Annotated in this window: 10 protein-coding genes; 3 read left to right on the top strand and 7 right to left on the bottom strand. The window is 70.8% G+C overall.

All coding sequences use genetic code 11. The features are described from left to right. Positions 1 to 15 precede the first annotated feature (15 nt). The 3 genes from ACH4UK_RS11915 (at position 16) to groL (ending at position 3,257) form a co-directional block, all read left to right on the top strand. Positions 16 to 939 carry a polysaccharide deacetylase family protein gene (locus ACH4UK_RS11915; protein WP_398355909.1) on the top strand — a complete coding sequence of 308 codons (924 nt, stop codon included), beginning with the start codon at positions 16 to 18 and terminating at the stop codon, positions 937 to 939. Between the two features lie 294 nt (positions 940 to 1,233). Further along, on the top strand, positions 1,234 to 1,542 hold the full coding sequence (gene groES / locus ACH4UK_RS11910; protein ID WP_003966899.1) for a co-chaperone GroES: 309 nt from the start codon (positions 1,234 to 1,236) through the stop codon (positions 1,540 to 1,542). Between the two features lie 98 nt (positions 1,543 to 1,640). Further along, a complete protein-coding gene (gene groL / locus ACH4UK_RS11905; RefSeq protein WP_398355908.1) occupies positions 1,641 to 3,257 on the top strand; it encodes a chaperonin GroEL in 1,617 nt (538 codons plus the stop codon). A 90-nt stretch (positions 3,258 to 3,347) separates the two neighbouring features. Here the strand turns inward: groL and ACH4UK_RS11900 are convergent, their stop codons facing one another. From ACH4UK_RS11900 to ACH4UK_RS11870, 7 genes are all read right to left on the bottom strand, one after another. After that, positions 3,348 to 4,361 (bottom strand): hydroxyacid dehydrogenase, encoded by a 1,014-nt coding sequence (locus ACH4UK_RS11900; RefSeq protein WP_398355907.1) that lies wholly within the window; start codon positions 4,359 to 4,361, stop codon positions 3,348 to 3,350. Beyond that, the gene (locus tag ACH4UK_RS11895) at positions 4,358 to 5,200 is read right to left on the bottom strand and encodes a carbohydrate ABC transporter permease (RefSeq protein WP_398355906.1); all 843 of its coding nucleotides are present in this window, start codon (positions 5,198 to 5,200) and stop codon (positions 4,358 to 4,360) included. The genes ACH4UK_RS11900 and ACH4UK_RS11895 overlap by 4 nt, the downstream gene beginning before the upstream one ends. Next, positions 5,197 to 6,129 carry a carbohydrate ABC transporter permease gene (locus tag ACH4UK_RS11890; protein WP_398355905.1) on the bottom strand — a complete coding sequence of 311 codons (933 nt, stop codon included), beginning with the start codon at positions 6,127 to 6,129 and terminating at the stop codon, positions 5,197 to 5,199. Before ACH4UK_RS11890 ends, ACH4UK_RS11895 begins: the two co-directional genes overlap by 4 nt. After that, positions 6,126 to 7,454 (bottom strand): ABC transporter substrate-binding protein, encoded by a 1,329-nt coding sequence (locus ACH4UK_RS11885; RefSeq protein ID WP_398355904.1) that lies wholly within the window; start codon positions 7,452 to 7,454, stop codon positions 6,126 to 6,128. Before ACH4UK_RS11885 ends, ACH4UK_RS11890 begins: the two co-directional genes overlap by 4 nt. A gap of 160 nt (positions 7,455 to 7,614) precedes the next feature. Then, positions 7,615 to 8,730: a substrate-binding domain-containing protein gene (locus ACH4UK_RS11880; protein WP_398355903.1), complete on the bottom strand. Its 1,116-nt coding sequence runs from the start codon at positions 8,728 to 8,730 to the stop codon at positions 7,615 to 7,617. A 206-nt stretch (positions 8,731 to 8,936) separates the two neighbouring features. Next, positions 8,937 to 9,710 carry an SDR family NAD(P)-dependent oxidoreductase gene (locus ACH4UK_RS11875; protein ID WP_398355902.1) on the bottom strand — a complete coding sequence of 258 codons (774 nt, stop codon included), beginning with the start codon at positions 9,708 to 9,710 and terminating at the stop codon, positions 8,937 to 8,939. A gap of 132 nt (positions 9,711 to 9,842) precedes the next feature. Continuing rightward, on the bottom strand, positions 9,843 to 11,426 hold the full coding sequence (locus ACH4UK_RS11870) for a PQQ-binding-like beta-propeller repeat protein (RefSeq protein ID WP_398355901.1): 1,584 nt from the start codon (positions 11,424 to 11,426) through the stop codon (positions 9,843 to 9,845). Positions 11,427 to 11,447 lie beyond the last annotated feature (21 nt).

The following is an 11,447-nucleotide window of genomic DNA, read 5'->3' as shown; positions in this document are numbered from 1 at the left end:
AAAGACAAATCAGCCATGAAGTGTCACAGAACGGGCGTCGTCGTGCTGGCGGCCCTGCTGGCCGCCGCCGTCGCCTCCGGATGCGCGGCGGAGGCGGGCGGCGGCGGCGCGGGAGCGCCGGGCGGACCCGCGAAGCCCGCCGCCGGCCAGCAGGGCGAGGCCGCCCCGCAGGCCGGGCCCGCCCGCGCCCTCGACACGTACGCGGAGGCGCTCAGGAAGAAACAGGCCGCACGCGCCGTCGCCGCGAAGAAGTGGAAGCTCGCCAAGACGCCGCTCGCAGCCCCCGAGCCGCCGAAGGTGAAGCCGCGCATCACCACCCGCAAGGGGTTCGAGGTCCGGGACGACGCCGGGCTGCCGCCCGTCTTCACCACCGTCCCGACCAAGGAGAAGATCGTCTTCCTGACGATGGACGACGGGGCGGAGAAGGACCCCGAGCTGCTGCGGATGATGACCGAACTGGACATCCCCTACAGCGCGTTCCTCAGTGACTACGTCATCAGCGACGACTACGGCTACTTCAAGAAGATGCAGCAGCGCGGGGTGACCATCAGCAACCACACCCTCAACCACCGCTATCTGCCCGGCCTCTCCTACGCCGAGCAGAAGCGGGAGATCTGCGACCAGCAGGAGAAGATCCTCAAGCACTACGGGAAGCGGCCCACCCTCTTCCGCCCGCCCTACGGCAACTACAACCGCGACACCCTCGTCGTCGCCAAGTCCTGCGGGATCACCGCCGTGCCCCTGTGGTCCTCCGAGGCCTTCCCCGACCACATGGAGTGGCGCGAGTGGGACCGGGACCTGCATCCCGGCGACATCGTCCTCACCCATTTCCGGGGCAAGGAGGACTGGAAGGGCTCGATGCCCGACATGATCCGCCGGGTCATGAAGACCATCACGGACAAGGGGTACGCGGTGGCGAAGCTGGAGGACTACGTCTGACCGGCCCGTCCCGTCGCGTGGAACGCACGACCCCGCCCCCGCGTTGTCCCGAAGACGGCCCGGCAGGAGCCCCGGCCGGAGCCCTGGCCGGGGCGGCGCGAGGGTGGTGAATTGGCACTCCGCTTGACCGAGTGCTAATCGCGGTCATAGTCTCAGGTCTGGCACTCCCCCCTGGAGAGTGCCAGCACCACCTTGCGCGACAGGGCAGGTCCGGCACCCGCGACGACGGATCGGTCTGGTCGCCGCCCACAGACTGTTAAACCCCGTGAGATCTCCGAAGGGGGAGACCGGATCGTGTCGACCACCAGCTCCAAGGTTGCGATCAAGCCGCTTGAGGACCGCATTGTGGTCCAGCCGCTCGACGCCGAGCAGACCACGGCTTCTGGCCTGGTCATTCCGGACACCGCGAAGGAGAAGCCCCAGGAGGGCGTCGTCCTCGCCGTCGGTCCGGGCCGCTTCGAGAACGGCGAGCGTCTTCCGCTCGACGTCAAGACCGGCGACGTCGTCCTGTACAGCAAGTACGGCGGCACCGAGGTGAAGTACAACGGCGAGGAGTACCTCGTCCTCTCGGCCCGCGACGTTCTCGCGATCGTCGAGAAGTAATTCACCCACGTTTGCTTGTGTTCTGCGCCCCTGGCCCCCTGCGAAATAACTAGCCGGGCGGCGAGGGGCGCAGTTCGTTTGAGAGGGAAACACAGCCCATGGCGAAGATTCTGAAGTTCGACGAGGACGCCCGTCGCGCCCTTGAGCGCGGCGTCAACAAGCTTGCCGACACGGTCAAGGTGACGATCGGCCCCAAGGGCCGCAACGTCGTCATCGACAAGAAGTTCGGCGCTCCCACCATCACCAACGACGGTGTCACCATCGCGCGTGAGGTCGAGCTCGACGACCCGTACGAGAACCTCGGCGCCCAGCTCGTCAAGGAGGTGGCGACCAAGACCAACGACGTAGCGGGTGACGGCACCACCACCGCGACCGTCCTGGCCCAGGCGCTCGTCCGCGAAGGCCTGCGCAACGTCGCCGCGGGCGCCTCCCCGGCCGCCCTGAAGAAGGGCATCGACGCCGCGGTCAAGGCCGTGTCCGAGGAGCTCCTCGCGACCGCCCGCCCGATCGACGACAAGTCCGACATCGCCGCCGTGGCCGCGCTCTCCGCGCAGGACACCCAGGTCGGCGAGCTCATCGCGGACGCGATGGACAAGGTCGGCAAGGACGGTGTCATCACCGTCGAGGAGTCCAACACCTTCGGTCTGGACCTGGAGTTCACCGAGGGCATGGCCTTCGACAAGGGCTACCTGTCCCCGTACATGGTGTCCGACCAGGAGCGTATGGAGGCCGTCCTCGACGACCCGTACATCCTGATCCACCAGGGCAAGATCGGCTCCATCCAGGAGCTGCTCCCGCTCCTGGAGAAGGTCATCCAGGCCGGCGCCTCCAAGCCGCTCCTGATCATCGCCGAGGACGTCGAGGGCGAGGCGCTCTCCACCCTCGTCGTCAACAAGATCCGTGGCACCTTCAACGCCGTCGCGGTGAAGGCCCCGGGCTTCGGCGACCGCCGCAAGGCCATGCTCGGTGACATCGCCACCCTCACCGGTGCGACCGTCATCGCCGAGGAGGTCGGCCTCAAGCTCGACGGCGCCGGTCTCGACGTGCTGGGCACCGCCCGCCGCGTCACCGTCTCCAAGGACGACACGACCATCGTCGACGGCGGGGGCAACTCCGACGACGTCAAGGGCCGCGTCAACCAGATCAAGGCCGAGATCGAGTCCACGGACTCCGACTGGGACCGCGAGAAGCTCCAGGAGCGCCTCGCGAAGCTGGCCGGCGGCGTGTGCGTCATCCGCGTCGGCGCCGCCACCGAGGTGGAGCTCAAGGAGAAGAAGCACCGCCTCGAGGACGCCATCTCCGCGACCCGCGCCGCTGTCGAGGAGGGCATCGTCTCCGGCGGTGGCTCCGCCCTCGTCCACGCGGTGAAGGTCCTGGAGGGCAACCTCGGCAAGACCGGCGACGAGGCCACCGGTGTCGCGGTCGTCCGCCGCGCCGCCGTCGAGCCGCTGCGCTGGATCGCCGAGAACGCCGGCCTCGAGGGTTACGTCATCACCTCCAAGGTCTCCGAGCTCGACAAGGGCCAGGGCTTCAACGCCGCCACCGGCGAGTACGGCGACCTGGTCAAGGCCGGCGTCATCGACCCGGTCAAGGTCACCCGCTCCGCCCTGGAGAACGCCGCGTCCATCGCGTCGCTGCTGCTCACGACCGAGACCCTGGTCGTCGAGAAGCCGGCCGAGGAAGAGGCCGACGCCGGTCACGGCCACTCCCACTAGTACGTCGCGGTAGACGCGTACCCCGCGGTACGCGTCCGAGGCCCGGCACCCCCGTCACGGGGGCGCCGGGCCTCGGTGCGTTCCGGCCGGCTACGCCGAGCGGGCGAGGTCCTCCGGCGTCACCGGATCCGCGAACGGCAGCCCGCTCGCGTACCGCGCCACCTCGTCCAGCGCGAAGTCCGCCATGCGATGGATCTCGTCGCCCAGCGAGCCCGCCACATGCGGCGTCAGCAGCACGTTCGGCAGGTCGTACAGCGGCGATCCGGCGGGCGGCACCTCCGGTTCCGTCACATCGAGCACCGCGTTCAGCCGCCCCGACACCAGCTCGGGCAGCAGCGCGTCGCCGTCGATCAGCGAACCCCGCGAGGTGTTGATCAGCGTCGCCCCGTCCGGCATCGCGGCCAGCTGCGCCGCGCCGATCATGTGCCGGGTCGCGGGCAGTTCGGGCGCGTGGACGGAGACGATCCGGCTGCGGGCGCAGAGCTCGTCGAGATCCGCCTTCTCGGCGCCCAGCCGCACCGCCGTCCCCGCGTCCACGTACGGGTCGAAGAGCAGGACGTCCAGATCGAACGGGCGCAGCAGCTCGATCACCCGGCGGCCGATCCGCGAAGCGCCCACGATGCCCACGGCGCGCCGGTAGTTGCCGTGCCCCGCCAGCTCCGCGCGCCAGTCGTGCGGGGCGCGCAACTCCCGGTAGCGGCGGGCCGCCGGCAGCACGTTCTTGCCCGCGAGGAGGATCGCGGCCAGCGTGTACTCGGCGACCGGCAGCGCGTTCGCCCCGGCCGCCGATGTGACCCGCAGGCCGCGCTCCCAGCAGGCCGGGGTGATGTGGTGCTTGACGCTCCCGGCCGCGTGCACGACGGCGCGCAGCCGGGGGGCGGCGGCCAGGACGCCGGCGGTGAGCGGGGGCGCTCCCCAGCAGGTGATGAGCAGTTCCGCCCCGGCGAGCGCACGGGCGACCTCGGGCGTCGGGTCGGTCAGCCGGTGGGCGACCAGGCCGGGATCGGTGTCCACGAGCGCGCTGAGCCGGGCCCGCTGCCGGACGCCGAACAGCTGCTCCGCGATGCCCGGACCCATGGCCAGGAGGGCGGTGGGGGCGGTCATTTGACGCTCCCCGCGGTCAGTCCGGCCTTCCAGTGCCGCTGGAGCAGGACGAAGGCGATGATCAGCGGGGTGACGGCGAGGAGGGAGCCGGTGACGACCATCGGGTAGAAGGCCGGGTCGGCGTTGGCGTTGCTGTGCCAGTTGTAGAGGCCCAGGCTCAGCGGATAGAGGTCCTTGTCCGAGAGCATGACCAGGGGAAGGAAGAAGTTGTTCCAGATCGCGGTGAACTGGAAGAGGAACACCGTCACGAATCCCGGCATGACCATGCGCAGACCGACCGACCAGAAGGTGCGCAGCTCGCCGGCCCCGTCGATCCGGGCGGCCTCCAGGACCTCGTCGGGTATGTAGCCCGCACTGAAGATCCGGGAGAGGTACACGCCGAACGGATTGACCAGTGCCGGGATCAGCACCGCCCAGTAGGTGTTGACGGTGCCGGTCTCGACCGCCAGCAGATACAGCGGCAGCGACAGGGCCGTGGACGGCAGCAGCACGCCCAGCAGCACCAGGGCGAACAGCTTCTCCTTGCCCCGGAAGCGGTACTTGTCGAAGGCGTACCCGGCGGCGACGCTGATCAGCGAGCAGCCCAGCGCCCCGATGCCCGCGTACAGCAGCGAGTTGCCGTACCAGCGGAAGTAGATGCCGTCCTGGTAGGCCGTGAGCTCGGAGAGGTTGTGCGCGAGGTCGAAGCCCTCCAGGGAGAAGACGTCGCCGCCCAGCAGGTTCCCGGCGTCCTTGGTGGCCGCCGAGAGCAACCAGATCAGCGGGAAGAGCGTGTAGAGCGCGGCGATCAGGAGCACACCGTTGACCGCGGTCTTCGACAGCCATCGGCCGGAGGTCATGCCCTGGCCTCCTTACGGTTGGTGAAGCGGGTGACGACGAAGGAGAGCGCGGCGGCGACCAGGGCTATCAGGACGGACGCGGCGGCGGCGAGACCGTAGTCGTTGCGTTCGAAGGCGGCGCTGTAGGCGTACATGTTCGGGGTCCAGGTGCTGGTCACCGCCGAGCCCGAGCCGCGGCTGAGGATGAGGGGTTCGGTGAACAACTGGAGCGAACCGATGATCGTGAAGAGCAGGACCATCACCAGGGAGGAACGGATCAGGGGGAGTTTGATGGAGAGGGAGATCCGCCAGTTCCCCGCGCCGTCCACGGTCGCCGCCTCCAGCAGCGAGCGGTCCACGGCCTGGAGGGCCGCGTAGAAGATCACCACGTTGTAGCCGAGCCACTGCCACAGCGCGATGTTCACGATGGAGGGGAGCGTGCCCTCGGAGGAGAAGAAGTCGAAGCCGAAGCCGCCGGCCTCCATGGCCGCGACGACCGGGCTGAGCTGCGGTGTGTAGAGGTAGATCCAGATCAGCGCGGCGATCAGGCCGGGGATCGCGTGCGGCAGGAACAGCGCCAGCTGGAAGAAGCGGCGGGCGCGGGCCAGCGCGGTGTCCAGCAGCAGCGCCAGCACGATCGCGCCGCCGCCCATCAGCGGGATGTAGAACGCGCAGTAGCCGAGCAGCACCCAGAAGCCGTCGCGGAACGCCTGGTCGCCCAGGGCCGCCGCGTAGTTGCCGAGCCCGTCGAAGACGGTACGGGGGCCGTCGAAGCCGAGGCCGGTCTGCTTCTCGGTGAAGAGGCTGAGCCAGAGCGCATAGCCGACCGGGACGATCATCGCCACGGTGAACAGGGCGAAGAACGGGGTGAGCAGTGTGCCCGCCGCCAGGCGCGTACGGGCCCGGGAGCTCAGCGCCCTCGACCGGCGTCCGGTGTCGTCGCCGCTCATGAGGGCTCCACCACCTTCAGGCCGCGCTTCCGCAGATCGGCGACGGTGGCCTCGTGGGCCCTCCTGATCGCGCGCGGCAGCGTCGAGCCGCCGCCGACGACCTCGCCCAGTTCGTCGCCCAGCGCGGCGTTGGTCGCGCCGGGGCTCGGGCCCCACACCCAGTCGGGCCCGATGGAGCGGCCGGCCTCCTCGAACAGCCCGTACAGGTCCTGGCCGCCGTAGAAACTCGTGTCGAACGCCTTCTTCGCGATCGGCACCATGGCGGGGGAGGCGGGCAGCGCGCTCGATGTGCTCGCCCCGATCCGGGCGTTGATCGCGTCCTCGTGCGTCGACATCCACAGCGCGAACTCGACGGCCGCCGCGGTCCTGGTGCTGCCCTTGCTGACGGCGAACGTGGAGCCGCCGATCATCCCGCTGGCCGGCCGGTCCGCCTCCTGGCTCGGCAGCCGCACCGCCGCCCACTTGCCCTTCTGCTCGGGCACGATGCCCGCGAGCACGCCCGCGCTCCAGGAGGCCCCGAGATAGCCGACGGTGGTGCCCTGCTTGAGGGAGCCGGTCCACTCGGGGCTGAACGAGGAGGCGGTGGAGACGAGCCGGTCGTCGATCAGGCCCTGCCAGTAGTCGGCCGTGCGCGCGGACGCGGGATCCGTGGTGTCGATCTGCCAGGCGTCCGTCCCGGCCCGGAACCACTGCGCGCCCGCCTGCCACGCCATGGCCTGGAAGAACGTCGGGTCGTCGGGGAAGAAAGTGGCGATCCGGGTCTTCGGCGACGCCGCGCGCACCTGCTCGGCCGCGCTCCGGAAGGCGTCCCAGGTGGCGGGCGGTTCGATGCCGTGCTCGGTGAAGAAGTCCTTGCGGTAGTAGAAGATCTGGGGCGCGGCGTCGAAGGGGACGGCCCAGTTCCGGCCGCCGAGCGTCGTCATCTCGATCGTCTGCGGAAGGAACTTCTTCCTGATGTCCTCGGTCAGGTAGGAGCTGATGTCCTGGAGCGATCCCTGGCTGACGAACGCGGACAGCTGCGGATACTCGATGGAGAGCAGATCGGGGGCGATGCCGGCCTTCACCGCGTTGGCGATCTTGGGGTAGCCGCCGAGACCGCCCGAGGGTATCTCCTCGAACTTCACCTCGATCGTGTCGTGGGTGGCGTTGAACGCGTCCACGACCTCCTGGGATCCCTTGGTCCATGCCCAGAAGGACACGGTCACGGGGTCGTCGGCGGTACCTCGGGCGCGGGAGTCGTCGGCGCCGCCGCACGCCGTGACAACGGCGAGAGCGGTGGCGGCGCCGACCAGCGCATGGACGGAACGGGACCAACTGCGGCTCACGGCATGGCTCCTGTACGAGCTGGGCGGCCGGAAGTTCCGGCTGTGCCGCGATATTTCGATTCCTTCTGAGCGAAGTCAAGACCGAAAGATTGAATGATCGAATAGTGATCGATCTGGAGGGGTGAGAAGCCGTCCCAACCCTGTGAAACCGGACAGCCGGTCATGCCCCGGTGGGCGGCTCCGGCGTCGGCCGCCCGCAGGAACCCCGCACCCGCAGCGTCGGCAGCAGCGCCACCTGCCGCCGGGGCGTCGGCCCGTCCCCGCCCGGGTACCGGGGCCCGGACAGCCGCTCCACCAGCAGCTCCGCCGCGAGGCGTCCGACGTCCCGCTTGGGCGGGGCCACCGCGCTCAGCGGGGTGTCGGCGAGCGCGGCCACCTCGTCGTCGTACGTGATCAGCGCCAGGTCCCCGGGGACCCGCACGCCCAGCTCGGCCAGCCGGCGCACCAGCCGGATGGCCTCCTCGTCGTTGTGGACCAGCACCGAGCTCGCCCGGCCCTCGCGCACGGCGTCCCGCACCGCCAGCGCCGACCGCTCGAAGAGGGCCGGATCACGGTCGGCGGCGACCGTCGCGATCAGGGGTTCCGTCCCGGCGAGGCCCAGCACGGCCAGCGCCCGCGCGTACCCCGCGCGCACCGCCTGGGCCGTCGGGCTGTCCGAGCGGGCGACCAGCATCGGCGTCCCGTGCCCCAGCCGCACCAGGTGCCGTACGGCCAGCAGCACCCCGTGCGCATGGTCGGAGCCCACCCGGTCCAGCCCCTCCAACGGGCTGCCCGCCGCCCCCGCGCGCTCCACCAGCACCTTCTCGCCCGGCAGCCGGGCTATCCACTCGCCGTACCGCTCGGGGTGGTCCGGCTCCGTCCAGCTCGGCGCCAGCAGCAGCCCCTGCGCCCCGGCCGCCAGCAGCCCGGCGGCGTGCGCCGCGTCGTCCTCGGGGCGGTAGTCGGTGACCCGCAGGATCAGCCGCGCGCCGAGCCGGGCGGCCGCCTCGTGGGCGCCCCGGATCACCTCGGCGAAGTAGTAGGCGGCGGCCGGGGCCAGCATCCCGATCACGGGGCCGCCGCCCACCGGTGTACCGGCCGGGCCCCGGTCGTCGGGCCAGGACACCGAACCGTGGGCCCGCTCCAGCAGCCCCCGGGAGGCCAGCGCCTCGACATCGCGCCGGGCGGTGACCGCGGCGACGCCGAGCCGGTCCGCCAGGTCCACGACCCGTACGGTGCCGCGCTCACGCACCAGGTTCAGCAGCCGGTCATGACGTTCAGCAGCACCTTCGCGCACGGAGACAGCCCCCTGGAGCAGAATGATCGAACCTGAGCAACGGGCGATCATTCGATCACAGGGCGGCCGGACGCGGGAGAGGGGCGGAGCAACTCCCGTACCGCTCGGCGGTGGTGAACCGCCCACCGCGCAGCGGCGGTTGCGGACCGCCTATCGCGCACCGCCCATCGGTGCTTGCGGACCGCCTGTCGCCCACCGCGCAGCGGCTACTGCGGACCGTACTTGCGGCCCGTCCGCGAGGTGACCCCGCCGAGCAGCCCTCGCGGGGCGACCTTGACCAGCCCCATCAGCGCCTTGTAGCGCGGGTCCGGGATCGACACCGTCTTGCCCCGGGCCAGATCCGCCAGCGCGGAGGCCACCAGCTTGTCCGCGTCGAGCCACATCCACTTCGGGATGTTGTCCGTGCCCATCCCGGCCCGCTCGTGGAACTCCGTCCGCACGAACCCGGGGCACAGCACCATCAGCCGCACCCCCGACCCGGCCAGGTCCCGCGCCGCGCCCTGGGTGAACTGCACGACCCACGCCTTGGACGCCCCGTACGTACCGCGCGGCACGAACGCCGCGACGGACGCCACGTTGACGACGCCGCCCCGGCCGCGCTCCCTCATCCCGGCGACGGCGGCCGAGGTCAGCCGCAGCACGGCCTCGCAGTGCACCTTCAGCATCGTCAGCTCGTCGGCCATGGACACCTCCAGGAAGCGCCCCTTGTTGCCGAACCCGGCGTTGTTCACCAGCAGATCGACCGGGTGCCTGCGGTCCGCGAGCCGCTTCTCGACCGCTTCGATCCCGCCGTCCGTGGACAGGTCGGCGCTCAGCACCTCGGCCTCGATGCCGTGCCGGTCGTGCAGTTCGGTGGCCTGCTCGCGCAGCCGCGCGGTGTCCCGCGCCACCAGCACCAGGTTGTGCCCCTGGGCCGCGAGACGCCGCGCGAACGCGGCCCCGATGCCCGCCGTCGCGCCCGTGATCAGTGCAGTCGTCATACGCGGCACGTTAGTGCCCCGCACGACCGGGCGGCGCACCCGCCCGCTGCCCCCGGTCCACCCCGCGAACGGGCCCGTCGGACAGGCCCCGCGAACCGCCCCGCCGAACCGCGGGGCGGCCCGGCCCTCCGGTCAGGACGGCGCGGGAGCGAAGGACATGATGCGGGCCTCGCGCACCGGCTTGCGGTACTCGTCCCCGCTCACATGGGTCGATGTCAGGACGAGGCGTCCGTCGACGTAGGCCGTGTGCCCCATGGACATCTCGTACTCGTACGGGGAGGTCGCCACCGGGTGCTTCACGACCTTCGTCTCCGTGCCGGCCCCGCGCGGGCCCATGAGGAAGGTCCGGCCGGGGCGGCTCGAGGTGGCCGCCTCGTAGATGAGCATCGACCTGCCCTCCTCGGCGCGCAGCGGGTACAGCCTGCGCAGCTCGTCGGACTTGATGCCCCACAGGAACTTCCCGGTCTTCAGGTCGTACGCGCCGACCTGTTCGGTGCCGCCCAGCATGATGAGGCCCTTTTCGACCCCGGCGCCCCGGCAGGGCTGGATGTCGCCGCCTGCCCCTTCTCCGCCGCAGTGCTCGAAGCCCTTGGTCCGGGCGTCGAAGGTGGTGCGGTGCTTGCCCCCGGGGTCCAGGACCGTGATCCGCCAGTCGCTGGCGGTGTCCTGGTTGTTGATGGTGGTGAAGACGACCGGGTCCATCGAGATCAGGCTTCCGAAGCTCCAGCCGGTCTTCAACCGGTAGCGCCACAGGACCTTGCCGGTCCGTGGGTCCAGCTCGCGCACCTGACCGTAGTTCTTGCTCCGGTCGATGGCGATCATGCAGTCGGAGCTGACCAGCAGCCGGGCGGCGCCGCCCGCCACGTCGTCGGGGACGCACTTGTTCTTGTGCTCCCGGGGGATCTCGTAGAGCTTGCTCCCGTCGGCCATCCGGTAGGTGATGGCCACCATGTTCCGGGCGACGGCCAGGGTGTCGCCGCTGATGGCGCTGTAGACGATGAACGTGCCGTCCTTGTCGCCCGGCTCGTCGAGCTCCTTGTGCCACCCCTGCTTCCCGGTCTTCAGATCGATCATCTGCATCCGGTTGCACTGGTTGCCCCGCTCGCTGTCCGGCCGCTCGTGGTGGAACACCACGACCTTGCCGTCGGGCGTCGGGTTGGCCGGGGTCTCGCACACCGCGGAGGGCAGCGTCACGTTCCAGACCTCGGCCCCGTCCGAGAGCCGGTAGGCCGTGACCTTCCGGTGCAGGGCCTGGACCGCGGTGTCGCCGACGATCCACAGGTCGTGGACCTTGTTGATCTGCTTGGGCAGGTCGGTCCTGTCGTCGACGATCCACGCCGCCGACTCGCCCGGCTTCCGCGCCGCTCCGACCTCCTCCGTCGTCGGAATGTGGCTCAGCCCAGGGCCGCCCGCCGCGGGGGTGCCGGAGGGGGACGCCGATTTGGACGGGCCGGGCGACTCCTTCGCCACGGGCTTCGCGGGCCGGTCCCGCCCCCAGTCGGTGACGGCGTACACCCCGCCCGCCGCGACCACCAGCACCAGCGCGACGACCGCGGCGACGACCGGCCCCCGGCCGAACCGGCGACGCGGCGGCGGGGTGGGCAGGGTCGGGGGCCCGAACCCCTGGGGCGCGCCGCCCTCCGAGGCATAGGGGTTGCCGGGAACGGGCTGCTGCGGCGGGCCCGGGGCGTACCAGGGCTGCTGCGGGTCGGGCATGGTCTTCCCCCTGAGACGGGC

The sequence above is a fragment of the Streptomyces sp. NPDC020884 genome (assembly GCF_044333935.1).
GTDB lineage: Bacteria > Actinomycetota > Actinomycetes > Streptomycetales > Streptomycetaceae > Streptomyces.
This window is presented reverse-complemented; position numbering and strand designations above follow the sequence as displayed.

Excerpts from the sequence above, each read along its gene's own strand:
- ACH4UK_RS11870 (WP_398355901.1), bottom strand. The coding sequence starts at position 11,426 with ATGCCCGACCCGCAGCAGCCCTGGTACGCCCCGGGCCCGCCGCAGCAG.
- ACH4UK_RS11875 (WP_398355902.1), bottom strand. The coding sequence starts at position 9,710 with ATGACGACTGCACTGATCACGGGCGCGACGGCGGGCATCGGGGCCGCG.
- ACH4UK_RS11890 (WP_398355905.1), bottom strand. The coding sequence starts at position 6,129 with ATGAGCGGCGACGACACCGGACGCCGGTCGAGGGCGCTGAGCTCCCGG.
- ACH4UK_RS11895 (WP_398355906.1), bottom strand. The coding sequence starts at position 5,200 with ATGACCTCCGGCCGATGGCTGTCGAAGACCGCGGTCAACGGTGTGCTC.
- ACH4UK_RS11915 (WP_398355909.1), top strand. The coding sequence starts at position 16 with ATGAAGTGTCACAGAACGGGCGTCGTCGTGCTGGCGGCCCTGCTGGCC.
- groL (WP_398355908.1), top strand. The coding sequence starts at position 1,641 with ATGGCGAAGATTCTGAAGTTCGACGAGGACGCCCGTCGCGCCCTTGAG.
- ACH4UK_RS11900 (WP_398355907.1), bottom strand. The coding sequence starts at position 4,361 with ATGACCGCCCCCACCGCCCTCCTGGCCATGGGTCCGGGCATCGCGGAG.